This window comes from Enterococcus sp. 4G2_DIV0659, from assembly GCF_002140715.2.
GTDB lineage: Bacteria > Bacillota > Bacilli > Lactobacillales > Enterococcaceae > Enterococcus_L > Enterococcus_L mansonii.
The window spans coordinates 2,335,843-2,362,264 of record NZ_NGLE02000001.1; the positions used below are offsets into that span (position 1 = coordinate 2,335,843).

The following is a 26,422-nucleotide window of genomic DNA, read 5'->3' on the forward strand; positions in this document are numbered from 1 at the left end:
ATTATTTATGGTAACAGTAGTAATCGCAGATCGTTTAGGTAAAGGACAAAATGTCGCAAAAGGAGTAGAAGCAGCAGGAGGAAAAGCTGTTGTAGTTCCAGGTATGGGGGCGGATATGCGCTTAGGTGATGTGATGCAACAGGAAAATGCGGATCTAGGTATTTCATTTTGCGGAAGTGGTGGTGCAGGGGCATTAACGGCTGCTACTAAATATGGCTACCCAGAACGTCATGGTATGCGCTCAATTGATGAAGGCGTTACTGCAATCAACGATGGGAAAACAGTTTTAGGCTTTGGTTTTATGGATCAAGAAGAATTAGGCAAACGCATTGTTGAAGCTTATATGAAAAAAAACGGTTAATATCTAGCTTCATGGGCGAGTCTCTCGGAAAAAAGATAAAACCTGAATGAGACGAAAAGCGTCACAGTTATGTTTTTCTATTTTTCATTCGAGCCTAAACGCGCCCATTCAGCTTTTAAGGTAGCTAGCTTCATGGGCGAGTCTCTCGGAAAAAAGATAAAACCTGAATGAGACGAAAAGCGTCACAGTCATGTTTTTCTATTTTTCATTCGGGTCTAAACGCGCCCATTCAGCTTTTAAGGTAGCTAGCTTCATGGGCGAGTCTCTCGGAAAAAAGATAAAACCTGAATGAGATGAAAAGCGTCACAGTTATGTTTTTCTATTTTTCATTCGAGCCTAAACGCGCCCATTCAGCTTTTAAGGTAGCTAGCTTCATGGGCGAGTCTCTCGGAAAAAAGATAAAACCTGAATGAGACGAAAAGCGTCACAGTCATGTTTTTCTATTTTTCATTCGAGTCTAAACGCGCCCATTCAGCTTTTAAATTACGGGGAGGAAAATCTAATGGAAACAGGAACAACGAAGCAACGCCAGGTCATTCAAGTTGAAGGTACCGGAAAAGAAAAAAATCTGGCGTTTGCTAATGCATTGAATCAAATTCATAATCGCGTATTAAAAGAAAAAAGTGACGTAATCGTACGTATTGAACCATTGGATATTCAGGTGGTTAAAGCAGAGCAAGAAACATTTACTGAACGATTCTTATTTTTCTTTTTACCGCGTACACGTGCTGATTTTCGTGTCTTATTGGATGTTGAAGTGGAAATTACACTCATTGAGATGGACTCAATCGCATTTGTTGAGAAAAAAGTAACCGATCCAAATGGTTTTCTTCTTCCGTTTGGTCGGAAAAAAAGAATACAGAAGGAGGCAAATTAAATGGATGTAGTAGTAGTTTTACTCAAGTCTTTATTGATTGGGGGAATTGTTGGCTTTGCAGCAGGAGCTGGAGCAGCAAGAATGTTCCATGCGCCAAGTACACAAGGGTTAGGTGCGTTTAGAACCTTAGGAGAAATGAATGCTTGTGAAGGAGATGCAGCTAGTCACTTTTCATTTGGATTAGGTTTTTTCTTTAATGCTTGGGCGTCAACGGTTGGAGCTGGAGCATTTACACAAGATGTCGATCACCGAGTAATTCCTAACTGGGCAGCAGCAGCGCTATTAGTAAAAAATAAAAACGTTGCGGAAACCATGCATAATCCTAAGAAAATGGGTATCTCAGGAGCACTTGTCGGTATGTTAGTGGTTGCTTTTCTAAACACAACCGCCTCAGCAATCCCTGAGTCATTGCAAGTAACAGCAGTTGCTGTGTTAGTACCGGCAGCAAATTTATTGATCAATACAGTAATGCCAGTATTATTCTGGTTAGCTGCAATTGATGCGGGGAAACGTTCAGGTCTTTGGGCAACGATTTTTGGAGGTCTTGCAACAATGATTATGGGTAATGCCGTTCCTGGTGTTGTTTTAGGAATTTTGATTGGTAAAGGCGTAGATGAAATCGGTTGGAATAAAGTGACTAAAAGTATGATGGCAGCAGTAATTTTATTATTTGTATTCAGTGCCTTTTTCCGCGGATTTGACTTACAAATGATCGAAAGTTTCCGTTTACAAATTCCTGGTTGGCTACAAAACATGCATGATGTTTTCAGTGTTGGTAAATAGAAAGAGAGGGTATTGGAATGGATGAAATCGTAGAGTTAGAAAAAAAGAATTTTTGGTTTGCTGACTGGTCATTTCCGATTTTAGTTGGGCTGTTGTCAGCGGGCGTTTTTGCTGGAACACATATGTATTTTGAACATGGTGTAGGAGCGTTTAATGAGGTAGCGATCGTTGCAATGTTAAAAGCTGGAATGGATGGCGGTTCCTATGGTGCTGCAGCAGCTTTTGGAGCTAGTTTCTTATTCGCTCGTATTTTAGAAGGTTCATTGGTTGGGATTTTGGACATCGGTGGTGCGATTTTAACGGGAGTAGGAATTGGTGTTCCTGCAATTCTTTTGAGTATGGGCATTACAGCACCTGTTGAAAACTTTGGTCTGTCTTTAGTGACTGGGATGATTCTTGGACTGATTATTGGCGGAATCATTATTATGATTCGTAAGTTTACAATCAATCAGTCAAATTCGACTTTTGGTGCGGATGTAATGATGGGGGCTGGGAATGCTTCTGGTCGATTCTTAGGTCCGTTGATTATTATTAGTGCATGTGGTGCTTCTGCTCCTATTGGGATTGGTTCTATCATCGGCGCAGTGATTTTCTATGTATGGAAAAAACCTATTGCTGGAGGAGCTATTTTAGGCGCGATGATCTTTGGTGCAATATTCCCAGTGGATTTACCTCAATAACAGAACTTTTAATTGCACTATTCTTTTGAAAAACGTTTACATTATAATGTTACTATGTTATTATGAATTGGAAATATTTCGTATTTATTCATACTAACTTTTTGAACGGAGGACAAAAGAAATGAATGGTTTTGTGCAGTGGATGGAAGTAAAATTGATGCCTGTTGCCAATAAATTTGGCTCGCAAAGACATATGACGGCGATTAGAAAGGGACTTATTGCGACTATGCCTTTAACAATTGTCGGAGCCTTTTTCACCGTTTTTCAGAATATCCCAATTGATGCCTATACGAAGTTTATTGAACCTTATCAGGCAGTTTTGGATATTCCATCACGTTATACAATGGGGATTTTAGCTTTATATGCAACGTTTGGTATTGCCTCTTCTTTGGCAACTAGCTATAAACTAGACTCTTTAACCTGTGGGATTTTAGCAGTCATGGCTTTTTTAGTCACAGCGGCTCCTCCTACAAGAGTGTTTGAAGATGTAAAAGATGTTATTGGCGCAGGGCGTTATATCAATTTGGCTAATATTGGCTCAGCTTCTTTATTCGGCGCAATTGTTACAGCCTTAGTTTCTGTAGAGATTTATCGTTTCTTTATTCAAAAAGATATTACAATAAAAATGCCGGATGGCGTTCCGCCTGAGGTTTCAAACTCATTTATTGCGTTGATTCCAGGTGCGGTGATTTTATTACTATTTTGGGTGATTCGCCATGTTATTGGATTTGATTTAAATGGTTTCTTGAGTACGTTATTGATGCCGTTGAAAGATACATTGGCAGGAAATAGTTTGTTTGGTGGATTATTAACAGTCTTCTTAATCTGTTTCTTCTGGGTTTTGGGAATTCATGGACCTGCTATTATGGGGCCTGTTATCAGACCGTTTTGGGATATGTCGATTGCTGAAAACACGTTGGCGTTTCAAGAAGGAGCAAATGTTCACAATTTACCAAATATTTTTACTGAGCAATTTTTACAATGGTTTATCTGGATCGGCGGTGCCGGAACTACTTTAGCTTTAGTCGTTTTAATGATGTTTTCTAAATCAACTTACTTGAAAAGTTTAGGGCGTTTGTCTTTCCTACCTGGACTATTTAATATTAATGAACCTGTGATTTTTGGTGCACCGATTGTAATGAATCCAATCTTAGGGATTCCATTTATTGTTGCGCCGCTGATTACAACAACATTTTCTTATTTCTTAACAGTTACAAATGTGATACCTATGATGGCTGCTCGCTTACCATTTGCCATACCAGCGCCAGTCGCTGCTTGGATGAGTACAAACTGGAGTGTTCCAGCAGCATTGCTTGTCTGTGTGAATTTCTTGATTACTTTGGCGATCTACTACCCGTTCTTCAAAGTGTATGAAAAACAACAACTAGACAAAGAAGCAGAAGAATTAGCCGCTGAACAAAAAACAGCAGATGTAGCTTAATTAAGAAAAGAGAGGGAGGGTAGTAAGGTTACTATCCTCTTTGGTGATTAGGAAGATGTTGATTTGGTTTATAGTAGTTTTTATTGTTAGTCAAGTAGGGATTGAAAAAAACTGGGTGCCGAGAACATTTCTTGATTTGCGATTGTTCCATCTATGTGTTGTTTCGATTGGTCTGATCACTTTAGCAATTATAGTGGGCATTTTAATCAAACAACCTCTATTTATAGTAGGAAGTGTAACAATTTTTTGCAGTTCAGTCATCTCATGGAAATATAGAAACAAATTTGATCATATAAAGCGAGGGCAAAATCAATGAAAAGAGCATTAGGAGTATCCGTTTATCCCGATCATAGTGATATAGAAAAAGATAAGGCGTATTTGAAAAAAGCCAGTGAATGTGGTTTTTCAAGAATTTTTATGAGCATGTTAGAGGTAACAGAAGGAAAAGACGTTGTCAAAGAGAAGTTCAAATCGCTAATCGCTTATGCGAAAGAGTTAGGGTTTGAAACGATTTTAGATGTAGCGCCAAATATTTTTGATGAGTTGCAAATTTCATATGATGATTTAACATTCTTCTATGAAACAGGTGCTGATGGAATCCGTTTAGATGCTGGTTTTGATGGGAATAAAGAAGCGAAGTTGACCTTTAATCCATTTGATTTAGCGATTGAGTTAAATATGAGCAATGATGTGGCCTATTTGGATAATATTTTGACGTATGAAGCAAACGTTCCGTTTTTGTATGGCTGTCACAACTTTTATCCTCAAGAAGGCACCGCACTTCCGTATGATTTTTTTGAACGTTGTAGTGTTCGGTTTAAAAAACATGGCATTCGCACAGCAGCATTTATCAATTCACAAGCAGGGATAATTGGACCTTGGGATGTGAATGATGGATTACCTACACTGGAAATGCATCGTCATTTGCCTGTGGCTGTACAAGCGAAACATTTGTTTGCTACAGGGTTGATTGATGATGTAATCATAGGGAATGCGTATGCATCCGACGAAGAGTTAGAGTTATTAGGGCAGTTGAATCGTTACCAATTAGAACTAGGGATTGAATTTACAAAAGAGGCAAGCGAGGTTGAAAAAGAAATTGCTTTAACTGAACAGCACTTCCGTCGTGGTGATATCACAGACCAAGTCGTTCGTTCAACCGAAGTTCGTAAAAAATATAAAAATGAAGCCAATCCAGCACATGATAATACAGAACCATTTCAAGTCGGTGATGTTGTGATCGGCAACGATGCGTTTGGGAAATACAAAAATGAGCTACAAATTGTTTTACAGCCGCATACAGATGACCGTAAAAACAAGGTAGGTCAAATAACAGAGAAAGAGTTGTTGTTGTTAGATTTTGTAAAACCCTGGACAAAATTTAGATTTAAAGAAAAGTAGGGGATAAAATGAGTTACGACTTAATTATAAAAAATGGACAAACCATTGAAGGTAAGCCAATAGAAGTAGCAATCAAAGCTGGCAAAATTGTAGAAATTTCAGATAAAATTGAAGCAAGTAGCAAACAGTTGATTGAGCTGGACGCGGGTACTTATGTATCTGCTGGTTGGATCGACGATCATGTTCATTGTTTTGAAAAAATGACACTTTACTATGATTTTCCAGATGAAATTGGTGTGAAAAAAGGCGTAACCACAGTTATTGATGCGGGCACAACAGGTGCTGAAAATATCCACGAATTTTATGCATTAGCGAAACAAGCCAAAACAAATGTTTACGCATTAGTGAATATTTCAAAATGGGGAATTGTTGAGCAAGATGAGCTTGCTGATTTAAGTAAAGTCAAAGAAGAATTAGTGCATCAAGCCTTGACTGAATTACCAGATTTTGTGGTGGGAATCAAAGCACGTATGAGTAAGACGGTAATTGGAGAAAATGGTATTACACCATTAGAGATGGCCAAAAAAATTCAAAAAGAAAATAACGATCTGCCATTGATGGTGCATATCGGTTCGGCACCTCCTGAATTAGACGAGATTTTGGCACACATGTCTAAAGGAGATGTGTTAACCCATTGTTTTAATGGTAAACCTAATGGTATTTTGAATAAAGACACTAATCAGATTAAAGATTTTGTCTGGGCTGCCTATGATAAAGGGGTTGTGTTTGATATTGGTCACGGGACGGATAGCTTTAACTTTCAGGTTGCTGAAACAGCGCTGAAAGAAGGAATGAAAGCAACCTCGATCAGCACAGATATTTATATTCGTAACCGTGAAAAAGGCCCTGTTCATGATTTGGCCACAACAATGGAAAAATTACGTGTGGTAGGCTATGAATGGGCTGAGATCATCGACAAAGTGACCGTTGCTCCTGCTGAAAATTTCCATTTTAAAACAAAAGGACAGTTGAAAGAAGGCTATGATGGAGATATCACCATTTTTCAAATTGAGGCAGGACAAAAGACATTGACTGACTCAAACGGTTTTACCAGAGAAGCAAAAGAAGTGATAAAACCTGTTAAAACCATTATAGGAGGAATTGTTTATGACAATTAGCTATGAAAAATTCAACTTAAAAGAAGTCATCAATGCCTCAGGTAGAATGACCATTTTAGGTGTATCAAAAGTGTCAGAAAATGTTTTAGCTGCTCAAAAATTCGGCGGTGAACATTTCTTTGAAATGAGTGAATTAAGCATTCAGACAGGTGCCTATTTAGCAAAATTACTTAAGGTTGAAGATGCCCAAATCGTCTCTAGTGCATCGGCAGGAATTGCTCAAAGTGTTGCGGCGTTAATTGGAGAAGGTTCTGTGTATCATGCGTACCATCCGTACACAGATAAAATCAGCAAACGTGAAATTATCTTGCCAAAAGGCCATAATGTCGATTACGGTACACCCGTTGAAGTGATGGTAGAACAAGGCGGAGGAAAAATCGTCGAAGCAGGATACGCCAATATGTGTTCACCAGAACATATTGAAATGATGATTACAGATCAAACAGCAGCCATTTTGTATATTAAAAGCCATCATACCGTTCAAAAAAGTATGTTAAGCGTAGCAGAAGCCTCAGCTGTAGCAAAAGCGCACAATATACCGTTAATTGTTGATGCAGCAGCGGAAGAGGACTTATTCCAGTATATTGAAGCAGGTGCTGACCTAGTCATATACAGTGGCGCTAAAGCGATTGAAGGTCCAAGTGCAGGCCTTGTAATTGGTAAAAAGGAATATGTTGAATGGATTCGTCTTCAAGGTAAAGGAATTGGTCGTGCAATGAAGATTGGCAAAGACAATATTCTAGGATTTACACAAGCTGTGGAAGATTACGTGAAAAATGGCAGTGAGTCTGGGGAGTCGATGCAACAACGTTTAGCATCCTTTATTGATGGATTAAATAAGATTCCAAGGATCGAAGCTAAAATCGTGCAAGATGGTGCGGGCAGAGACATCTACCGAGCGAGCATCAAAGTCAGCGGAGGGAAATCAGCAAAAGAAGTAATCAAAGAATTAAAAGCTGAAAGCCCAGCAATCTACACCAGAGAATATCAAGCCAACAATGGCATTATCGAATTTGATATCCGTTCGGTAAATGAAGTTGAAATGAATAAAATTGTGACTCGTTTAACTGCAATCATGAACTAAAAAAAACAATAAACAGGAGTGAAAAAATTATGTCATTAACACCAAACTATTTAGAAAATCGTATTTGTTTAAATGTTTTAGCAAACTCAGTAGAAAACGCAAAAGAGTGCTACGAAGCGGCTGAAGGTCACATTGTGTTAGGTGTGCTATCTAAAAATTATCCAACAGATGAAGCAGCGATCGAAGATATGAAAAAATATGCGGCAGCAACGAACAATGCGTTGTCTGTAGGTTTGGGTGCAGGAGATCCCAACCAAAGCCAAATGGTTTCAAGAATTTCAAAAGAGTTACAGCCACAACACGTAAACCAAGTATTTACAGGCGTTGGTACATCTCGTGCTTTATTAGGACAAGATGAAACCATTGTCAATGGCTTAGTATCACCGACAGGAAAAGTAGGAATCGTTAACATCGCAACAGGTCCGCTAAGTTCTAAAGCGCCAGTTGGAGAAGTAACGATAGAAACAGCCATTCGTTTACTACAAGATATGGGCGGTAGCTCAATCAAATTTTTCCCGATGAAAGGGTTAGCCCATCTTGATGAGTACAAAGCAGTAGCTGAAGCTTGTGCGAAATATGATTTTTATCTAGAACCTACAGGTGGCATTGATTTAGAAAACTTTGAAGAAATCGTTCAAATCGCTGTTGATGCTGGCGTGAAAAAAATTATTCCTCATGTATACAGCTCAATTATTGATTCAACAACAGGCGATACAAAACCAGAAGATGTGAAAATATTACTTGATATGATGAAAAATACTTTGAATAAATAAAGCCTCTCGAGCTCGTTTAGCACAGACAGAAAAATAGGAAAACATGATTGAGGCGTTTTTTGCCTCTTTCAGGTTTTATCTTTTTTCCGAAGTGCAAGCTCGAGAAGCTGGAATAAATAAAGCTGACCGAGCTCGTTTAGCACAGACAGAAAAATAGGAAAACATGACAGAGGCGTTTTTTGCCTCTTTCAGGTTTTATCTTTTTTCCGAAGTGCAAGCTCGAGAAGCTAGAACAAATAAAGCAGATCGAATTCGATGTTCGAGAAGCAAGAAAATAGGCAGGGATCAAGATGAGAATTGCAGCTTTTGGTGAAATTATGATGCGTTTGACTCCACCGGAATATCTACTGCTGGAACAAACGAAGGAAGTACGTTTAGATTTTACAGGTACAGGGGTTAATATTTTAAGCAATTTAGCGCATTTTGGCCATGAAACAACCATGATAACGAATCTTCCTGATAATCGTTTAGGTGAAGCGGCCAAAGCAAGCGTTCGTCAACTAGGTATTCAAGACCGTTGGATTGGAACCAAAGGCAATCATATCGGTTCTTACTTTGCTGAAATGGGGTTTGGACCAAGACCTACGCAAGTGACTTATCAAAATCGTCGCAGTAGTTCGTTTGGTGTAAGTGATGCATCAAATTATGAGTTCGATCGTTTTTTAGATGAGGTTGATTTGGTGCATATTTGTGGGATTTCATTGAGCCTGACAGATGCAACGCGTGATGCCGCTTTTTCTTTAGCTGAAAAAGCGCATAAACATGGGAAAAAAGTCTGTTTTGATTTTAATTTTCGTCCGAGTTTAAACGAAGAGCATAGTGATACATTTATGCGTGAACAATACCAAAAAATATTACCTTATTGCGATTTGGTCTTTGGAAGTCAGCGGGATTTGACTGATTTATTAGGGATGACGCTAGATGAAACACTTGAGTCGACGAAGCAGTTTGATGAATTGGTGCACCGTTTTATGAAGGAATATAGTCTAGAATTGTTTGCCGGAACGATTCGGCAAACAGAAAAAGAAAAGTCGTATTTGACAGGCTTTTTATGTGATGCTGTGTCTTGCGTTCAAGCGGCTCCAAGAGAAATCATTCAGTTAGATCGAATCGGCGCAGGTGATGGTTACGCCGCAGGGGTTTTACTTGGATTTATTGAAAAGTGGTCTTTGAGTGAAACAGTAGAATTCGCTACTGTAAATGGTGTTTTAGCGCATACAATTCAAGGCGATGTTCCACTAACTACGCGTAAACAAGTCAAGCACATCATAGAACAGCCAACAGTCAATTTGATTCGTTAATACAAGAACGATTAGTTCAACTATTTTATTTGTCATAAAGCATAAAGCAAAACGAAAAACCGTTTTGCTTTATGCTTTATTTTTGCTAGATTCTAGTGAATAAAGAAAGTATATTTTTATAAAATAAACTTAATGTGAAAAATACAATTGTCTCTAAGTGTTTGATTTGTTATACTTTTATAGAATAAAAATATAATAACGAGAGGAGAAACACTATGGGCGTAAAGAGCAGTCTGTCTGTCGCTGGAAATGTCTCCACATCTTTTAGTCAATCCGCTAATGCTTTAAATAATGTAAAAAGAGCAACGAATATTGCTACTAGAACCAATGTCTCTGGTAATGAGATAGCGAAAGAAACCGTAACGACATTTGAAAAAGATCTAAAACAACTCGCAACCAGCATTGTTTCAGCCGGTAAAAATATCCACTCTGTCGCAAAAGATTTTTCAGAAATTGATTTAAACGCGGCCAAACAATTTCAACTGAACGCTTCACCAATGGACAGGTGGTTCAAATGACAGAAGCAAATTACCAAGAAACACTCAGAACCATTCAAACAGAACAAGATTTAGTAAAATCAGAACTGCGTTCAATTGAGGAACAACAAGAAGCAATTTTCTATCTAAATCAAGAAGAACAACGGCTGTATTCAGAAATAATTGCCACATCCCCACCAGAAGAACGCACTTTTTTTCAAGATAGAGAACTTGATAGCTTAGAACAAGGGAGAAAAGCCCAGCACATTTTAGCAGAACAAGAAGCCGCATTAATGAAAACAAAAAAACAATTGCTGGAAGCGGAAGAAGAAACCTATCAAAAGCACCGAAATGCTCTACGGGAGAAAGAAAAGGAGAAGGAATAAATGGGGTTGAAATTTTATGTTGGTGAAATACAAGCACAAGCAAATGCCGCTTCACGAATGAACCAAGAAGCCAGCCAAGCAATTGCTTCGCTGGAAAAAAGCATTGCACAATTCTTACTTGCCCCCTTATCTGGTCAAGCCTATAACTCGGCCAAGCGTTATTTTAGTGTAGTCTATACACCAATCTGTCGTTCTGTTATTATGACAGGAGAGGCGATGGCAAGAGGACACAAGCGATTAATCAGTGAATACCAAAGTTCTGTTTCAAGTACAGATACAGATGAAGACCAAATTCAGAGTCAGCTTAACCGCCTTGAACAATTGAAGCAGCAGTTAGAGCACCAGATAGAAGCATCGAAAGACTTACGACCAAGTTTAGAACGTCGGCATCGTAACGCCTGCGATTGTATCGCTAAAAGAAAAGAACTCTTGGAGAAACTGAGAAACTATAATAGCTCTTCTGCAAACTTCTTTTCAGAATACCAATCTTGTGAACAAGAATTAGCTCGTGGCATAGCCCAAGTAACTGGCTGTAAAGCTTGGAATGGGGCGACAGGAACATTTGATTTAGGAAAATTAGATATGACCTGGGCAACCTCGATAAATGACCGATGGGAAGACCGAGCAAAACAGCTTGAAAACAAACGCTCAGAGGAATTTGCTAAAGGGATGAAGGGACGGCAATATTGTCGGGTTCAACTAGCAACAGGAGCCTACGAATGGATGTGGGTAAAAGATCCCACAAAAGTAACGCAAGCCGATTTTCAATTTAATCAAACGTACAAAGACTACTTAGCAATCCTGATGAAACCAGAAGAAAACTTCGCTGATGATTATTTTAAAACAATGGCAGAAGAATTACGAACAGGGATCAATCAAAAGACGGGCAAACCATTAACGGCTTTAGAAAAAGCCCAACGTTGGTCGGCTGTAGCAAGTGCAATCGCCGTATTAGCAGTAGGTGCGTATTATGGTAAAAATGGATTTGTGGCCAAAGCAGGAGAAACACCGAAGCAGACTGTTTTAAAAGGGAGTAAAGGTGGAAAGAATTATACGCTAGATAAGAATAAGAGTAAGGGGAATTTAAAGCGTAAGAAAGCCAGTGGACTTGATTTTCTGAAGAATATTAATATTAAAGATTTTGTAGTGAAAAACAAGCATTTACGTAATTCTACAGCAAAACGTGCAAGAAAGTTTGATGTAGATACGCCAGAAGAAGCTAATTTAATAGTTCAAGATGCATTAAAAAATGGTAAAGTCAAAAAAATTGACGATAATGGTATAGGAAGTCAAGGACAAAAATCTCATTCTGCAATAATAGATACGGGAAAAGTTGTCGGAACAAAAGGTGAGACTCATATTAAAATTGTATATGACGAATTAAATAATGTGTGGACTGTATACCCAGTTCCTGCACCATAAAGAAGGCGGAAATTAAAATGAATAATATAGACAGTATCATGTCTAAATACAACATACAACAAGTGGTTAAAATTAAAGATTTTCTATTATCTGAAATAGATTCAGACAATATAGAAGAAACAATTGATTTTGTAAAAAGTAGTAATCAAGAAAAAAAGAGTAAGTTCCAAGATATTATGTATGATGGTGAAAGGTATTCAGGTTTATTTATAGAAGGAAATCAATATTTGATTTCTAGCTCCAATCATGAAGTTATGATAATTGACTCAATTAGTGAAGAACACGGAGTGGACAAGGACTCTACTCGAATAGAATTTTCACTTGAAGATTTTATTTTTTTACTGAAGAATAAAAAAGATGCACTGGAATACGAAGAGAGAGAAATGGAGTAATTAAGGAAAGATGGTAAAATGTTGTTGTAGCAATGTTTTACCTACATAAAAAAGATAGGTTCTCCGCCCAAAGAAAGCCAGTGGACTTGATGTAGCAGAAGAAACAGTTACTTATCGTAGGGCTCAAGGTGGACAAGGGACTAAATCTAGTCAAGATAGAATTGTTGTAGATGTAGATGGAAATATTTTTATCAACAAAAAAGACAGAGATTTAAATATAAGTATTGATAGTGGAGAACATGCGAAACATTTTATTGAAAACAATAGACCAGGTGCAGACTTGATAGAGATTGAGGTGCCAAAGTGGTTTGATGACTTTGTACAAGAAAATATGATTCCTCAAGCTGGTTCAAAAACTAATCCAGCAAATCAAGGAGGAACTGCACCAAAACTAACTGACCCAACTACTCCAGGAGTAAGCGTTGAGTTTCCTCCACTGTGGTCTGAATGAATTGAAGAACATGCTATTAGTGTTAAAGTAATAAAAGGTGGGAAATAATGAATTTGATGCCAGACTATACGGAAAATATAATTGTAGCAGTTGTTTTAGAAGGAAATTTGTTATGGTATGTTTCTGATAAAGAAATTTGGTTCTTAGATTATCAGAAACGTATTGAAGCATTTAAAAATAAAGGATATAGTATTAATACTGACTATATTGATGAAAGTAGAAAAAATAACTTGGTTTTAGATACTTCTAATGCTTTGGCTGTTCTTAACTTAATAAAAGAAAATATAGCAACTGTTGAAGAATTAAGAGAACCTTTATTGTAATGTAGATGATAGCTGGAAATATGATTATAGACCTAGTTTGTATGTAGATTTTGACAAAAAAATGTTGTATTCAAATTACTCGGAACCATCTTCATATGAAGACTATGCTCCTGAATTTTGGGATTCTAAATATAAGGATTTTGAAAATGAATTCCCGAGTTCGAAAAAATATTGGCTTAGTCATGCTGGTGACAATTTATTTAATGATTAGTTAGGAAGGAATGTTTTAAAATGAAAAAAACTATTTCAATAATGACAGAAGAATTTGAAAATGAGCAAACCGGAGAAAAAGTTGAAGGTGTTACAATTATGATAGATGGTATGCTAAAAGAGTTTGTCAACATCGTTAAGTCTAAAGATTCTAAGTATCAAACGACTGTTGATGTTATACAAGATGCTCTAATGAAAGGTTTAGAAGATATTAAGAAAGATTTTAGTAAATAAAGATTATTCATAGAAAAAAGGCACTTTATCACGAGACTGGTAATCAAGTGATAAAGCCTTGAATAGTAAGGATGCACTCACTAATCAAGTTGCCAATAGCTAACAAAAAGCTAACTGTATTTATTGTACAAAAATTCAATATCGAAAAAGGAACGATTTAACTCTATCGTTTCTTTTTCTGTACTTATTGGGAGTCAGTCTTCAGCACCGAGAAAGCTCGTGAGGCTGGAACAGAGATTGGAAAACATTCTGTAGAAACTTTAAATAGAGACCAAACTAGAATATTAGTTGAAAATCTTTTAGACAACGGAGCAATAAGCTTGAAAGATTTACAAAATATGATTCCAGAAGGTACTCCAAACACTTTTAAGACTACAGAAACAATGAAAAATGGTGCGAAACATGAATTCCAATTATCTGACAGTCCGAAAGCTATTGTTAGATGGCATGAACCTGACCCAATTGCAGCAGCCAAATTTCCAGATTCGGCATCAGGTTCAAGATGGACTGCTCAAATTAAGATAGGAAATAAACAAGTGACTATTGACGGATTATGGACAAAAAAGCAAAACTAATGAAGTTCATGTTCCAATTCAAGGGAGGTAATAGAATGGAAAAAGTTATGAAAAAAGAAGATTATTCTGAACTACCATGGCAGTCTGCAGATAAATTATATTTATTATTTGAGCAAGCTATTGCGGACTTTAAAAACAAAAAATTAACTAAGAAAGAATTTTTTGATATTTTAGACGAATTGATGATGAGACAAGGAGATACTTACGAAAATTTAAAAGAACCTCTAAGAAGTGAACTAGATAATGTTTTATGCAGTTTATGGAATACAGAAAATTATGATGATGTAGATATAATTACATCATTACTAATAAATTTAGGGTTAAAAAAGACTTACAATAAAATGAAAGAATCTATTAAAGATACTACAAATATATCTTCAGAAATACTTGAAGAAATAAGGGATGCTATTGAAGATGTTGGGGATAATATAGAAGATCCCTATCATGACTACATGAAAAAAACAACAGAGCAAGATCCAGAATAATCAATAAAATGACAAATCCTAATCCTTGACTAGTAAGGTCTAAACTCACTATTCAAGTTGCTACTAGCTATCAAAAATCTAACTGTATATATTATACAAAGCATCAACGGACTTTTCTAGTCTTTTAAAATGTGCAATAAATTCAGGTGATAATATAAAGTTACTGTGTAAGGTATTAGTGCGTAAGGAATCACTAATACCGTTTTTTTCGACCATTTTGCCGAACTTTTGTAAATCAACCAACTTTCAATACAAACATACTTTCGTTCTCCTCTTTTTTTCACTATAATAAAAGAGAAAACAAATGCAGGGATTTAGGCTAAACCATTTACGTAAGTGAGATAAATTGTTATGCTTAGGAAAGAACACAAATGACATTATTCGTTATTTTTATAATAGAGAAAAAAGTCTGTTTAAATAGGAGGAGATCAACATGACCGATGAAAATATTTGGAAAGCGCTAGATGATGATGTTTTGAAAGATAGTATTCGAAAACGACCAAGTATGTACATTGGGGCGATTGGTCCAACTGGATTGGAAAGCATGGTCTTGCAAGTACTTGATCACTTGTTACAGTTAGCCGTTGACATAAAACAGACCGAACTTTCAATTGAACTTTCAGAGAAACAATTTATTTTTTCTTTCTTTAGTAAAAAAGGATTGTATTTAGATAAACAACAAGAAGATCAGTACACTCCACCGTATCTTTTTTTGTCAGTAGTGAATGCATTATCAGAACAGTTAGGTTTTGGTGTGGAGAAACAAGGCAAACGAATTATTCAAATTTATCAAGACGGGCAATTGAATAAAAAAGCTTTTATTCCCTCAGAAGATGAAGGGCAGCGTATCGAGTTAGCATTTACACCTGACCAGACTTTATTTGGTCAACAGCCATTATCTTATTTTATTTTATTTAATCGTTGTCAGGAACTAGCGATGTTAAACAGCGGATTGACTATTTCGTTGACAGATGGAAACAAGCAGAAAAATTATTTTCATTATGAGCAAGGGCTTGTGGAATATATTCTACAAAAAGATGATAGTATTACTCGCATTGGTCAACCATTAGTAATCAATACGATCAGTGAGGGCGTGACTATTCAAGCGGTAATTTCTAAAAATGGTTCTACTAGTATCAAAGATAGCTTTGTGAACGGGCACTTGCCGGCAGATGGCGGAACACATTTAGATGGCTTTGTACAAGGGACAGTAGACGCCATTAATCAATTTTTAGAAGAGACCAATCGCTTAAAGTATTTAACCACAGAGAATTTTTCTGAGCGTTTTGATATTGTGCTTTCTATCAAAGTCAAACGCCCTAGGTATACAGGCGCTATTAAAAAGAAAATTAGAAATCCAGAGCTGTATAAAATTGTGAAAAAAGCCGTTTTTGATGATGTTTCAATCTTTTTGAAACGCCATCCGTCTTGGTATTCAAATTAACTTTAGAGAGTTGAAAGGGACTGATTATGACTATTTTTATCGATGGTGATGGCTCACCAGTAAAAGAGACAACGATTGATGTTGCCTTATCGTATTCCCTTGAGGTTGTGATCGTTACTAGCATTGACCATTATTCTTTAAAAGAATATCCAAACAACGTTTCTTTTGTATATGTTGATAAAGGAGCAGATGCTGCGGATTATAAAATCGTTCAACTAATCAAAACGGGGGATTTTTTAATAACGCAAGATTACGGCTTAGCTTCGTTGGTGTTGCCAAAAGGGGTTCGTGTGTTGCATCAACTTGGGTATGAGTACACAAGTGAAACGATTGATGGTTTGTTGGAACAACGTTATTTTAGTGCAAAAGTACGAAAAAGCGGTGGACACACAAAAGGACCGAAACCCTTTACTGAAGCTGATCGAGAAAAATTTAGGGAAAAACTTATTTCGCTAATTGAAGAAAGTATGTAATACAATTTTTGGAGATAGAATACAAAAGTAAAAAAAACGGATTAAGACTCTTTTGTAGTTTTAAACCGTTTATTTTTATTGAGATTTAGCGGTTAAAAAATTAGATTCTGCTTTGATAGAACAGTGATACAAAACTTTTTCCTTAAATTGGCGATTTGTTTCTATTCGGACTAACGCTTTTATGCTAAAATATGGAAGAGCTATTTTGAATTTCTTTGTTGAACATAACAAGAATACCGCTGTACGATTTAGTTTCATGGGCTAATTTCGATTGAGAAATATAAATGAGCTCATTCTACTTTAAAAATTAGTTGGCTTTATAGACTAGCTACTCAGAAAAAAGTTCAATTTGATTGCAGTAAAATACTTGCGTCCATATTTTCTTTGATTCTGTATCTGCTAGGCAAATCTATTTAGCTTTAAAAATTAGGAGGAAAAGCATTTGAAGATTACTTTGCTATATGGTGGGAGAAGTGAAGAACACGATGTTTCGATATTATCTGCCTATTCTGTTTTAAATGCGATTTATTATAACTACTATCAAGTGCAGTTAGTCTTTATTAGTAAAGATGGACAATGGGTTAAAGGACCACTATTGTCGGAAAAACCTGAAAGTAAGGATATCCTTAACTTAACGTGGTCTGATGATGGTGAAATAGATAAATGGGGCGAATTTACCGGGAAAGTGATTCAGCCATGTGATATTCAAGAAGAAGATACGATTGTTTTTCCTGTCTTGCATGGACCAAATGGTGAAGATGGAACAATCCAAGGCTTTTTAGAAACGATCGGTATGCCCTATGTTGGAGCAGGGGTATTAGCTAGTGCGAATGCAATGGATAAAATCATGACCAAATATCTGCTTCAAACTGCAGGTATTCCTCAAGTACCTTACGTTCCTGTCTTGAAAAGCAATTGGAAAGAAAACCCTAAAAAAGTTTTTGAACAGTGTGAAGGCTCGTTGATTTATCCAGTCTTTGTCAAACCAGCTAACATGGGTTCAAGTGTTGGGATCAGCAAAGCGGAAAATCGTGAAGAATTACAAAATGCTTTGGAAGAAGCCTATCGTTATGATTCTAGAGCAATCGTTGAACAAGGAATTGAAGCTCGTGAGATCGAAGTGGCGATTTTAGGCAATGAAGATGTCCGTACAACTCAACCTGGTGAAATCGTCAAAGATGTAGATTTTTATGACTACAACTCAAAATATATTGATAACCAAATTACCATGCAAATTCCAGCAGAAGTACCTGATGAAGTCCACCAAAAGGCCCAAGAATATGCTAAAAAAGCCTATACGATACTAGACGGTAGCGGATTGAGCCGATGTGATTTCTTTTTAACCAGTAAGAATGAACTCTTTTTAAATGAGTTAAACACGATGCCTGGTTTTACTCAATTCAGTATGTATCCGCTCTTGTGGGAAAATATGGGGTTAAAATATAGTGATTTAATTGAAGAATTGATCCAATTAGCATTAAATCGTTTCAAACAAAGACAAAGTTTTTTTGATAGATAAAAAAAGGGAGGAGACAAAATGATATCCGTTTTGTCTCAGCCCTTTTATGATGTTGGATGCGCTAGAAAAACAAGAATTGATACTACGGTTAAGAAGGAGAAAATCGATGAAATTAACTTTTTGGGAAGTAGCAGAAGCGACGAAAGCCACGAATAATTGGAAAAAATGGCCGGATTTTGATTTGACTGGGATTGAATTTGATAGTCGTTTGATCCAAAAAAATAATCTGTTTGTTCCACTAAAGGGAGAAAATGATGGCCATTCATTTATCGAAAGCGCAATGAAAAATGGTGCGAGTGCAGCTTTTTGGAGCTCGTCTACGGCAACACCAGATAATTTTCCCACCCTACACGTAACAGATACTTTGACAGCTATGCAAACTTTAGCGTCCTATTACTTACAAAAAATGACCCCAACAGTAATTGCAATTACAGGAAGCAATGGCAAAACGACCACAAAAGACATGACTGAATCAGTATTAGCTCAACAATTTAAGACTTATAAGACTCAAGGAAACTATAATAATGACATTGGTTTGCCTTATACGATTTTGCATATGCCGGATGAAACAGAAAAATTGATCTTAGAAATGGGCATGGATCATGCGGGTGAAATTGCCTTTTTATCAAAACTTGCTCAACCTCAAATTGCTGCAATCACGATGATTGGTGAAGCGCATATTGAAAATTTAGGCTCAAGAGAAGGAATTGCTAAAGCAAAGATGGAAATCACTTCAGGCTTAGCTGATAAAGGAATATTGTTGATTCCAGCAGAAGAGCCACTATTGCCGCCTTTAACTGCCAAGCTTACCCAAACGGTCAAAACATTTGGTATGAACCATGCCGATTGCCAAGCAACGATTATTGAAAACCAAAAAGAACAAACCTTATTTAAAATCAATGGCTCAGATACGGTATTTACAATTCCTGTTCCTGGCAATTACAATGTCGGCAATGCATTGATTGCTATTAGTATTGGTCAGTTTCTTGGCCTTTCAAAAGAGCAAATAAGCATTGGTTTAGCTGATTTTAAGTTGACGAAGAATCGTACGGAATGGCTGAAAACAGATGACGGTGTGGAAATTTTAAGTGACGTCTACAATGCAAACCCGACGGCTATGAATCTAGTTTTAGATAGTTTTAGCCAAATGCCTACAAAAGGTAAACGGGTAGCTGTTTTAGGAGATATGCTTGAGTTAGGACCTGATTCTGCAAAAATGCACGCATCAGTGAAGAATCATCTAAATCCAAAAGAAGTTGAAGAAGTTTTTCTTTATGGAGAAGAAATGGCGGCATTGTATACAGTATTAAAGGAGAACTATCCAAAATCACAAATTCATCATTTTGCCAAAGAAGAAAAATCATTACTAATCAGTGAGCTCCAAGCAATCCTTAAACCAGAGGATATGGTTGTTTTAAAAGCGAGTAACGGGATGGGCTTAAATGAAGTAGTCACTAAACTACTTGAAATGTAGCAAGCTTTCATAAAACTTGCTGAAAATATAAAACTATGCTAAAATAACCTAATTGCCGAAAGATCGAAGTAGATATAACAAAAGTACCTATTGAAGATACTTTTCTATCATATAAAGATTAAAAAAGCTGAACGAACTCGTTTGGCTTTTCTAGTGCCTGTAGCTTCATAAGGTGGATTTTTCGGTAACACTAACTAGAAAATAAAACAGACCCATGTTGAGGGTCTGAAGATTCCATGAACATTTTTAACGTTAGTGAAAGTCAAATCACCTGTAACACAACTAAGAGGAAATCGTTTCTTCTGCAACAAACATTATTTAGGAGGATATCATTTGAAATTTAAAGAACTTGGCTTAGAAACAGAATTATTGGCATCGATCGAGCGTTCAGGATTTGAAGAAGCAACACCCATTCAAGAGGAAACAATTCCTCTAGCATTAGAAGGTAAAGACGTCATCGGACAAGCACAAACAGGGACTGGTAAAACAGCTGCTTTTGGGCTACCTATGCTACAAAAAATCGATACATCAAACCGTGTATTGCAAGGAATCGTTATTGCACCAACTCGTGAGTTGGCGATTCAAACACAAGAAGAATTATACCGTTTAGGCCGTGATAAAAAAATCCGTGTACAAGCAGTATATGGTGGGGCAGATATTGGTCGCCAAATTCGTGGACTAAAAGAAAACCCACATATCGTTGTAGGTACACCAGGACGTTTACTAGATCATATCAACCGTCGCACACTAAAATTAGAGACAATTGAAACACTGGTTTTAGACGAAGCAGATGAAATGTTAAATATGGGCTTTTTAGAAGACATTGAAAAAATCATTTCTAAAATACCAGCTAAACGTCAAACATTACTATTTTCAGCAACAATGCCGCCAGCAATCAAAAATATCGGCGTGAAATTCATGAAAGACCCTGAACACGTGAAAATCAAAGCAAAAGAAATGACGGCTGATTTGATTGATCAATATTACGTGCGCTCGAAAGATTTCGAAAAATTCGATATCATGACTCGTTTATTAGATGTTCAAACACCAGAATTAACCATTGTCTTTGGACGTACGAAACGTCGTGTAGACGAATTAGCTCGTGGGTTAGAAGCTCGTGGCTATAAAGCTGAAGGTATTCACGGAGATTTATCACAACAAAAACGTATGAGCGTATTACGTTCATTTAAAAATGGCAACTTAGACATTTTAGTTGCAACAGACGTCGCTGCACGTGGCTTAGATATTTCAGGTGTGACCCACGTATATAACTACGATATCCCACAAGATCCTGAAAGCTATGTTCACCGTATTGGCCGTACTGGTCGTGCCGGTAAAGGTGGAATGTCAGTGACTTTCGTTACACCAAATGAAATGGGTTATTTACATGTCATTGAAGAATTAACGAAAAAACGTATGACACCACTACGTCCACCAAGTGAAAAAGAAGCGTTCAAAGGACAATTAGGTGCTGCAATCGAAACAGTTGAAGAAAAATTAGCAGAAAATGGCTTAGAAAACTACTTACCATCTGCTGAAAGTCTTTTGGAAAAATACTCTGCTGAAGATTTAGCTGCTCTCTTATTAAAAACAATCTCTAAAGATCCATCCGATGCTGTTCCAGTTAAAATCACACCAGAACGTCCGTTACCGTCTACTAAAAAAGGCTTTAACAAAAACAATCGAGGCGGCGGTGGTGGGAACAACCGTAACCGTAATAAAAATGGCGGAGGCTCTTACCGCGGAAACAAAAATAATAAAAGCGGCGGTTCTGGAAACGGCGGCTATAACAAAAATAAAGATAATCGTTCAGCAAAACGTCATAACGATAAAAAACGTAGTTTCGTTATTAGAGACAACTCAAACTAATCACTAGCGATAAATAACAGAAGGAAGAAACAATTCATTCATTAAAAGCGTTGTTTCAAGTCTACTGAATATCTGGATTTTAAGAAGAGTCTAGGGAGATACTCAAAGAGTTGTCTCTCAGACGCTTCTTTTTTATGTAGTCTTCGATTTCATGAAGGAATCGTTTAGAAAAAGTTAAGCCTAAATGACATAAAAGGCACATTTTATGCATGTTTGAATTGGGATGGAACAAATTCCTCCTCCTTTTTATTAATTTTTCAATTATTATGTGGAAAAATTGCTAAAATTTGATAGAATAAGAGTAATTTATAAAATAAAAAAAAGAGGGCTTGGAAGAATGATCAAAGGAATTGGTATAGATATGGTAGAACTTTCAAGAATTGAAAAAATTATTTTAAATAAGTCTTCTTTTGTAGAAAGAGTACTTACAGATAAAGAGTATTCTCTATTCGAACAATTGCCACATAAACGACAAGTAGAGTTTTTAGCTGGACGTTTCGCTTGTAAAGAAGCTTTTTCTAAAGCCTGGGGAACCGGGATTGGTAGTCTTGGGTTACAAGATGTTGAAATTTTGAAGGAAGATACTGGGGCACCAAAAGTGACTAAATCACCTCACAATGGTACTGTATTTGTATCGATTTCTCATACAGATACTTTTGCAGTGGCTCAAATCATCTTGGAAGTTAACTAAAATAGAAGGAAATAGAAGTGTTTTATCTATTAAATTCTAATAACAGGCAAAACAGAAATAACTATTATAACTCTATGGGATTACTCATCAATAAAATTAAAAGTAACAAACCATGAAGTAGTAACAAATAAAGAAGAAAATAGCATATTTTTGTCTGAGCCTTAAAAGAAAGAAGGATCTGTATTATATGGCTGTAGGATGGCATCGTCCCACGAAGTTAGTAATTGACACACAGGCAATTATGGATAACGTTTCTAATGAAATAAAACGAATGCCCCAAGGAACGGAACTATTTGCGGTCGTAAAAGCAAATGGTTACGGACACGGAGCAGTTCAGACGGCAAAAGCAGCTCGTATGGCAGGAGCGACAGGTTTTTGTGTAGCTATGTTAGATGAAGCGATAGAGCTACGTGAAGCTGGGATTGTCGAACCAATCTTGATTTTGAGTGTTGTAGATGTTTCTTACATAGATTTGCTGCTTAAATATGACTTATCAGTAACAGCCGCAACTCAAGAATGGTTAGAAAAAGCAATTAAGCAATTAAGTGTTATAAAAGCAGAATTACCATTAAAAATACATATAAAAGTTGATACAGGTATGGGACGAATTGGCTTTACTACTCCGATAGCTACGAAGCAAGCAGTTGCATTAGTGCAATCAACTGAGGGATTAATTTGGGAAGGTCTGTTTACCCACTTTTCCACAGCGGATGAAAAAGATGATCGCTATTTTGAGAAACAAAACAGTCGATTTAAAGAGGTCGTAGCAGAATTTGCTGAACTACCAAAATATGTTCATGTAAGCAATAGCGCTGCAGCACTTTGGCACCCTGACAGTATAGGAAACATGATTCGATTCGGTATAGCAATGTATGGGCTGAATCCATCAGGGAACCATTTGCCAGAAGTATATCCATTAAAACCAGCTTTAAGTTTAGAGTCTAAGTTGATTCAGGTAAAAGAACTTCCTGCTAATGAAGGAATCGGCTATGGAAATACTTATACTACAACTGAAACAGAATGGATTGGTACAGTACCCATCGGTTATGCAGATGGTTGGTTGCGTCATTTACAAGGATTTTCAGTATTAGTGAATGGCAAAAAATGTGAAATTGTCGGTAGAATTTGTATGGATCAGTGTATGATTCGTCTACCAGAGGAAACTGCTGTAGGAACAAAAGTGACACTCATTGGTCAGGAACAGGGCACAGAAATCTCGATGCAGATGGTGGCAGATAAGTTAGAGACGATTCATTATGAAGTAGCATGTACTTTCTCACAACGTATGCCAAGAGAGTATAAATAAAAGAGGAGGTTCCAAATGGTCAAAAGGGGTGACATATATTTTGCAGACTTATCCCCTGTTGTAGGATCCGAACAAGGGGGCGTACGTCCAGTACTAGTCGTGCAAAATAATTTAGGAAATCATTTTAGTCCAACCATTATTGTAGCAGCAATCACAGCAAAAATGGCTAAGCCTAAATTGCCGACACATATAGGTATTAATTCCGAAGAAACAGGAATTGAACGTGATTCTGTCATTTTATTGGAACAGATCCGCACAATTGATAAGATCCGTTTGAAGGAGAAAGTTTGTCATTTAAGCATGGAGATCATGGATTCTGTTGATCGGGCATTAGGCGTCAGTGTAGGAATTTTTGAAGCTGAACTAGAAGAAGAAAATCTAGGTACATATCGTTAAAAGACTCAGATACTACTAATAAAAACATAAAGTATATCTTCTAAATACGTTGCTTGTTTAGCATCAAAAGTATGTTCTATCTGTTATTTTGAATTTTTAATAATGGATGGAAAAAAAGGAAGATAATAAGAAAATAACGTCAAAAATAAGAATCAATCAATTATTTTGATTGAATAAAATAATAAAAAATACTAAAAATCATCCTGCTAATGGCTATTTTTATTGACTTTTATTCGTATTTATAAAAAAAAGTTGGCAATAGCGCGGCATAATGTTACAATAAACTATGTATAATTGGGTGGAAAGTGGATAACTTTCAAAAAATAGCTATATTTAGTGTTTTTTTATTAAGGGATAAAGGAGTTTATATTTGATGACGATTTTCATGTTTGTATTAGTAGTAATACTGTTTCTTTTTTTCAGTTATCAGTTGTATGTACGATTCCAGCTGGAGAGCTTAGATTCTGACAGTCCAAAAATGAAACGCAAGATTAATTTTTATAAGTACCAAGAAAACAACCGATCATTACTATTTTTAATGATTGCAGCAATTATTTTTTGCTTAATTCTTTTTGGGATACTTTACAATCAAGATACTTTGAGAAAAGATAATAAAGATTTAGAGTTGAAGATAGAAGAGATTAAAGATGCCAAAGGAGGAGTTGCTGGGACTGAAATTGAAAGCTATAAAGAAAACACATTGAAACTAGCCGAATTTCCTTGGAAAAAAGTCGTAGAGAGTCGCGATCCAAAAGCATTGGACAATTACGAACTACAACTGCTAAGAGATTGGCAACCCTTTTTTGGTGAAGCGAATGTAGCGATCATAATCAGTCAGAAAACTGGAACACTAACCGTTTCAGCTTTTCCTACCGCTTTAACTTTCAAAGATTTTAAGACAGCTGAAAAAAATATTGACATCTTTATTAAAGAGTTGCAACCAGTAAAAGAAATTACCATGATGGATTTTAACTTTACATATCGAGATGAAACGAATAAATTATCTAAGCAATCAATCGTTTACTCAAGAGAGCCGAAAGACGGTAACTTAGAAAAAGTAACACTAGAAAAATAGAGTAGAGAAATAAAAGACGGGGTGTAAAACATATGGCAAAGAGACGGTTAATTAAGAAAATTAACGAGGTTTCCGAAGAAGAATTATCACAAGATGTAGATTTCAGTTCGGAAAATGAACGACCTAAAGTTGCAGAGACAACAACGAATAATAATAGCTTAGTTGCAGAACAAGAACAAGAGATTAAACGTTTAAGAGAACTAATTGAAGAATACAGATTGCAAGAATCTGATTTTGAACAAAATAAAGAAGAAAATTTCCGTTTATCTCAACAAAACAAACAATTGGTAATTAAAGTTGAAAGCAGTCAAAGCGAGCTTGAGTTATTAAAAGAGAAAAACGATGAATTAGCAACACAACTTAACCAAAAAGAGACAGAGATTTTTGAATTAGAAGATGCACATGAAGCTGCTGCATCTGATGAAGAAATCGCTCGATTAAATGCACAAATCGAAACACTGAAAAAAGAAACGATCAGTAGACAAGAACAAATTGCTCACCTAGAGAAAGCGCTCGTTGAAAAAGATCAATTATTAACAACGCAAATTATTGAAAAAGACAAAGAGATTCAACAGTTGAAAGCTGATTTAGCTACCCGAGGAAATATCGGAGAAAAAGAAGAAGCATTGGAGACGGTGAAGATGGAATTAGAATCATTGAAGGAAACACTTCAAACTACTGATAAAGAAAAACAAGAGTTGACACAAAAACTTGCTGATCTTCAAGAACAAATGCGCTTATTACAAAAAGAAAACCAAGAACTAAAAGAGAAAGAAATTACATTAGCAACAAGCAGTGACTCTTCTGTTGATAATGGTCGCGTTGAGGAATTGAAAAAAGAATTAGAAAATGTACTAAAAGATAAGAGTGAGCTAGAAGCAAATCTTGGACGCATTCAAGGCTTAAACGACAAATACTCTATTCAAAAGAATGTCTTTGAATCTGAATTGGCAGGTTTAAGAAGCATCTATAAAGAAAAAGAAGAAGAATTAGAAACATTGAACGCTGAACTAGAAACAATGCGTAACATGTCTGCTACCGGCGAAGCTAAAGGAGATCAATTAGCTGAGTTGTTGCAAGCAAAACAACAAATTAATGATCTATTGCTGAAAAACCAATCATTGCAAGAAGAAGCGTTAAAATCACAACAAGAGATTGGTGAAGTAATGGTTTCTGCTAAGAAAGAAGCCAATAGAATTATCAGTGAAGCACAAGTAGAAGCGAAACATATGATCAATTCAGCAGAACTAGAAATGTTAAATATCGGAAATCGTGCGAAAAACATTTCTAACGAAGTTGAAGAGTCTAAGAATGAAGTAATGACTATTTACCGCGAGTTGGAAGAACGCTTAAGCAAATTATCTCGCTTAGATAAAACAGGAAACTAATCCATCAAAGAAAT

29 protein-coding genes are annotated in these 26,422 nt (G+C 36.4%); all 29 read left to right on the forward strand.

What is annotated here, in order from left to right:
- Nucleotides 1–7: 7 nt before the first annotated feature.
- The 29 genes from A5880_RS10860 to A5880_RS11000 all read left to right on the forward strand — a co-directional run bounded on the left by A5880_RS10860 (nt 8) and on the right by A5880_RS11000 (nt 26,408).
- Entirely contained in the window at nt 8–361 is a 354-nt protein-coding gene (locus A5880_RS10860; RefSeq protein ID WP_069634184.1) for a glycine-rich SFCGS family protein, read from the forward strand.
- Between the two features lie 502 nt (nt 362–863).
- Entirely contained in the window at nt 864–1,238 is a 375-nt protein-coding gene (locus A5880_RS10865) for a DUF4312 family protein (protein ID WP_086329060.1), read from the forward strand.
- Nucleotides 1,239–2,021 (forward strand): DUF4311 domain-containing protein, encoded by a 783-nt coding sequence (locus A5880_RS10870; RefSeq protein ID WP_086329061.1) that lies wholly within the window; start codon nt 1,239–1,241, stop codon nt 2,019–2,021.
- A gap of 17 nt (nt 2,022–2,038) precedes the next feature.
- Nucleotides 2,039–2,701 carry a DUF4310 family protein gene (locus A5880_RS10875; RefSeq protein ID WP_086329062.1) on the forward strand — a complete coding sequence of 221 codons (663 nt, stop codon included), beginning with the start codon at nt 2,039–2,041 and terminating at the stop codon, nt 2,699–2,701.
- 121 nt (nt 2,702–2,822) lie between these two features.
- Nucleotides 2,823–4,142: a PTS sugar transporter subunit IIC gene (locus A5880_RS10880; protein WP_086329063.1), complete on the forward strand. Its 1,320-nt coding sequence runs from the start codon at nt 2,823–2,825 to the stop codon at nt 4,140–4,142.
- Nucleotides 4,143–4,454: 312 nt separating this feature from the next.
- Nucleotides 4,455–5,543 carry a DUF871 domain-containing protein gene (locus A5880_RS10885; protein WP_086329065.1) on the forward strand — a complete coding sequence of 363 codons (1,089 nt, stop codon included), beginning with the start codon at nt 4,455–4,457 and terminating at the stop codon, nt 5,541–5,543.
- 8 nt (nt 5,544–5,551) lie between these two features.
- The gene (locus A5880_RS10890; protein ID WP_086329066.1) at nt 5,552–6,661 is read left to right on the forward strand and encodes an amidohydrolase/deacetylase family metallohydrolase; all 1,110 of its coding nucleotides are present in this window, start codon (nt 5,552–5,554) and stop codon (nt 6,659–6,661) included.
- The gene (locus A5880_RS10895; protein ID WP_086329067.1) at nt 6,651–7,745 is read left to right on the forward strand and encodes a DgaE family pyridoxal phosphate-dependent ammonia lyase; all 1,095 of its coding nucleotides are present in this window, start codon (nt 6,651–6,653) and stop codon (nt 7,743–7,745) included. Before A5880_RS10890 ends, A5880_RS10895 begins: the two co-directional genes overlap by 11 nt.
- A gap of 29 nt (nt 7,746–7,774) precedes the next feature.
- A complete protein-coding gene (dagF, locus tag A5880_RS10900) occupies nt 7,775–8,518 on the forward strand; it encodes a 2-dehydro-3-deoxy-phosphogluconate aldolase (RefSeq protein ID WP_086329068.1) in 744 nt (247 codons plus the stop codon).
- Between the two features lie 290 nt (nt 8,519–8,808).
- Nucleotides 8,809–9,819: a sugar kinase gene (locus A5880_RS10905; protein ID WP_086329069.1), complete on the forward strand. Its 1,011-nt coding sequence runs from the start codon at nt 8,809–8,811 to the stop codon at nt 9,817–9,819.
- Nucleotides 9,820–10,034: 215 nt separating this feature from the next.
- The gene (locus A5880_RS10910) at nt 10,035–10,337 is read left to right on the forward strand and encodes a TIGR04197 family type VII secretion effector (RefSeq protein ID WP_086329070.1); all 303 of its coding nucleotides are present in this window, start codon (nt 10,035–10,037) and stop codon (nt 10,335–10,337) included.
- Nucleotides 10,334–10,681, forward strand: a complete 348-nt coding sequence (locus A5880_RS10915; protein ID WP_086329071.1) for a DUF3958 family protein — start codon at nt 10,334–10,336, stop codon at nt 10,679–10,681. Before A5880_RS10910 ends, A5880_RS10915 begins: the two co-directional genes overlap by 4 nt.
- The gene (locus A5880_RS10920; protein WP_086329072.1) at nt 10,682–12,103 is read left to right on the forward strand and encodes a T7SS effector LXG polymorphic toxin; all 1,422 of its coding nucleotides are present in this window, start codon (nt 10,682–10,684) and stop codon (nt 12,101–12,103) included.
- Nucleotides 12,104–12,120: 17 nt separating this feature from the next.
- Nucleotides 12,121–12,495 carry a hypothetical protein gene (locus A5880_RS10925; protein ID WP_086329073.1) on the forward strand — a complete coding sequence of 125 codons (375 nt, stop codon included), beginning with the start codon at nt 12,121–12,123 and terminating at the stop codon, nt 12,493–12,495.
- Nucleotides 12,496–12,790: 295 nt separating this feature from the next.
- Nucleotides 12,791–12,946, forward strand: coding sequence for a hypothetical protein (locus A5880_RS10930; protein ID WP_336577135.1), 156 nt, complete (start codon nt 12,791–12,793; stop codon nt 12,944–12,946).
- A 47-nt stretch (nt 12,947–12,993) separates the two neighbouring features.
- On the forward strand, nt 12,994–13,269 hold the full coding sequence (locus A5880_RS10935; protein WP_336577136.1) for a hypothetical protein: 276 nt from the start codon (nt 12,994–12,996) through the stop codon (nt 13,267–13,269).
- A 231-nt stretch (nt 13,270–13,500) separates the two neighbouring features.
- Complete coding sequence (locus A5880_RS10940; protein ID WP_086329076.1) at nt 13,501–13,713, forward strand: hypothetical protein; 213 nt, start codon at nt 13,501–13,503, stop codon at nt 13,711–13,713.
- 320 nt (nt 13,714–14,033) lie between these two features.
- Nucleotides 14,034–14,288 carry a hypothetical protein gene (locus A5880_RS10945; RefSeq protein ID WP_218776199.1) on the forward strand — a complete coding sequence of 85 codons (255 nt, stop codon included), beginning with the start codon at nt 14,034–14,036 and terminating at the stop codon, nt 14,286–14,288.
- 35 nt (nt 14,289–14,323) lie between these two features.
- A complete protein-coding gene (locus A5880_RS10950; protein ID WP_086329077.1) occupies nt 14,324–14,773 on the forward strand; it encodes a hypothetical protein in 450 nt (149 codons plus the stop codon).
- Between the two features lie 433 nt (nt 14,774–15,206).
- The gene (locus tag A5880_RS10955; RefSeq protein ID WP_086329078.1) at nt 15,207–16,217 is read left to right on the forward strand and encodes a DNA topoisomerase subunit B; all 1,011 of its coding nucleotides are present in this window, start codon (nt 15,207–15,209) and stop codon (nt 16,215–16,217) included.
- Between the two features lie 26 nt (nt 16,218–16,243).
- A complete protein-coding gene (locus A5880_RS10960) occupies nt 16,244–16,690 on the forward strand; it encodes a YaiI/YqxD family protein (protein ID WP_086329079.1) in 447 nt (148 codons plus the stop codon).
- Between the two features lie 442 nt (nt 16,691–17,132).
- Entirely contained in the window at nt 17,133–18,209 is a 1,077-nt protein-coding gene (locus A5880_RS10965) for a D-alanine--D-alanine ligase (protein WP_086329080.1), read from the forward strand.
- Nucleotides 18,210–18,315: 106 nt separating this feature from the next.
- Nucleotides 18,316–19,683 carry a UDP-N-acetylmuramoyl-tripeptide--D-alanyl-D-alanine ligase gene (locus A5880_RS10970; RefSeq protein ID WP_086329081.1) on the forward strand — a complete coding sequence of 456 codons (1,368 nt, stop codon included), beginning with the start codon at nt 18,316–18,318 and terminating at the stop codon, nt 19,681–19,683.
- Between the two features lie 333 nt (nt 19,684–20,016).
- Complete coding sequence (gene cshA / locus A5880_RS10975; RefSeq protein ID WP_086329082.1) at nt 20,017–21,552, forward strand: degradosome RNA helicase CshA; 1,536 nt, start codon at nt 20,017–20,019, stop codon at nt 21,550–21,552.
- A gap of 337 nt (nt 21,553–21,889) precedes the next feature.
- Nucleotides 21,890–22,243, forward strand: coding sequence for a holo-ACP synthase (acpS, locus tag A5880_RS10980; RefSeq protein WP_086329083.1), 354 nt, complete (start codon nt 21,890–21,892; stop codon nt 22,241–22,243).
- Between the two features lie 187 nt (nt 22,244–22,430).
- Nucleotides 22,431–23,549 (forward strand): alanine racemase, encoded by a 1,119-nt coding sequence (alr, locus tag A5880_RS10985; protein WP_086329084.1) that lies wholly within the window; start codon nt 22,431–22,433, stop codon nt 23,547–23,549.
- A 15-nt stretch (nt 23,550–23,564) separates the two neighbouring features.
- Nucleotides 23,565–23,945, forward strand: a complete 381-nt coding sequence (locus tag A5880_RS10990; RefSeq protein ID WP_086329085.1) for a type II toxin-antitoxin system PemK/MazF family toxin — start codon at nt 23,565–23,567, stop codon at nt 23,943–23,945.
- Between the two features lie 373 nt (nt 23,946–24,318).
- Nucleotides 24,319–25,020 (forward strand): hypothetical protein, encoded by a 702-nt coding sequence (locus A5880_RS10995; RefSeq protein ID WP_336577139.1) that lies wholly within the window; start codon nt 24,319–24,321, stop codon nt 25,018–25,020.
- A 32-nt stretch (nt 25,021–25,052) separates the two neighbouring features.
- Nucleotides 25,053–26,408: a coiled-coil domain-containing protein gene (locus A5880_RS11000; RefSeq protein WP_086329087.1), complete on the forward strand. Its 1,356-nt coding sequence runs from the start codon at nt 25,053–25,055 to the stop codon at nt 26,406–26,408.
- The last annotated feature ends 14 nt before the right edge of the window (nt 26,409–26,422 follow it).

Coding starts and splice junctions, on each gene's coding strand:
- A5880_RS10860 (WP_069634184.1), top strand. CDS start 8: ATGGTAACAGTAGTAATCGCAGATCGTTTAGGTAAAGGACAAAATGTC.
- A5880_RS10865 (WP_086329060.1), top strand. CDS start 864: ATGGAAACAGGAACAACGAAGCAACGCCAGGTCATTCAAGTTGAAGGT.
- A5880_RS10870 (WP_086329061.1), top strand. CDS start 1,239: ATGGATGTAGTAGTAGTTTTACTCAAGTCTTTATTGATTGGGGGAATT.
- A5880_RS10875 (WP_086329062.1), top strand. CDS start 2,039: ATGGATGAAATCGTAGAGTTAGAAAAAAAGAATTTTTGGTTTGCTGAC.
- A5880_RS10880 (WP_086329063.1), top strand. CDS start 2,823: ATGAATGGTTTTGTGCAGTGGATGGAAGTAAAATTGATGCCTGTTGCC.
- A5880_RS10885 (WP_086329065.1), top strand. CDS start 4,455: ATGAAAAGAGCATTAGGAGTATCCGTTTATCCCGATCATAGTGATATA.
- A5880_RS10890 (WP_086329066.1), top strand. CDS start 5,552: ATGAGTTACGACTTAATTATAAAAAATGGACAAACCATTGAAGGTAAG.
- A5880_RS10895 (WP_086329067.1), top strand. CDS start 6,651: ATGACAATTAGCTATGAAAAATTCAACTTAAAAGAAGTCATCAATGCC.
- dagF (WP_086329068.1), top strand. CDS start 7,775: ATGTCATTAACACCAAACTATTTAGAAAATCGTATTTGTTTAAATGTT.
- A5880_RS10905 (WP_086329069.1), top strand. CDS start 8,809: ATGAGAATTGCAGCTTTTGGTGAAATTATGATGCGTTTGACTCCACCG.
- A5880_RS10910 (WP_086329070.1), top strand. CDS start 10,035: ATGGGCGTAAAGAGCAGTCTGTCTGTCGCTGGAAATGTCTCCACATCT.
- A5880_RS10915 (WP_086329071.1), top strand. CDS start 10,334: ATGACAGAAGCAAATTACCAAGAAACACTCAGAACCATTCAAACAGAA.
- A5880_RS10920 (WP_086329072.1), top strand. CDS start 10,682: ATGGGGTTGAAATTTTATGTTGGTGAAATACAAGCACAAGCAAATGCC.
- A5880_RS10925 (WP_086329073.1), top strand. CDS start 12,121: ATGAATAATATAGACAGTATCATGTCTAAATACAACATACAACAAGTG.
- A5880_RS10935 (WP_336577136.1), top strand. CDS start 12,994: ATGAATTTGATGCCAGACTATACGGAAAATATAATTGTAGCAGTTGTT.
- A5880_RS10940 (WP_086329076.1), top strand. CDS start 13,501: ATGAAAAAAACTATTTCAATAATGACAGAAGAATTTGAAAATGAGCAA.
- A5880_RS10950 (WP_086329077.1), top strand. CDS start 14,324: ATGGAAAAAGTTATGAAAAAAGAAGATTATTCTGAACTACCATGGCAG.
- A5880_RS10955 (WP_086329078.1), top strand. CDS start 15,207: ATGACCGATGAAAATATTTGGAAAGCGCTAGATGATGATGTTTTGAAA.
- A5880_RS10960 (WP_086329079.1), top strand. CDS start 16,244: ATGACTATTTTTATCGATGGTGATGGCTCACCAGTAAAAGAGACAACG.
- A5880_RS10970 (WP_086329081.1), top strand. CDS start 18,316: ATGAAATTAACTTTTTGGGAAGTAGCAGAAGCGACGAAAGCCACGAAT.
- acpS (WP_086329083.1), top strand. CDS start 21,890: ATGATCAAAGGAATTGGTATAGATATGGTAGAACTTTCAAGAATTGAA.
- alr (WP_086329084.1), top strand. CDS start 22,431: ATGGCTGTAGGATGGCATCGTCCCACGAAGTTAGTAATTGACACACAG.
- A5880_RS10990 (WP_086329085.1), top strand. CDS start 23,565: ATGGTCAAAAGGGGTGACATATATTTTGCAGACTTATCCCCTGTTGTA.
- A5880_RS10995 (WP_336577139.1), top strand. CDS start 24,319: ATGACGATTTTCATGTTTGTATTAGTAGTAATACTGTTTCTTTTTTTC.
- A5880_RS11000 (WP_086329087.1), top strand. CDS start 25,053: ATGGCAAAGAGACGGTTAATTAAGAAAATTAACGAGGTTTCCGAAGAA.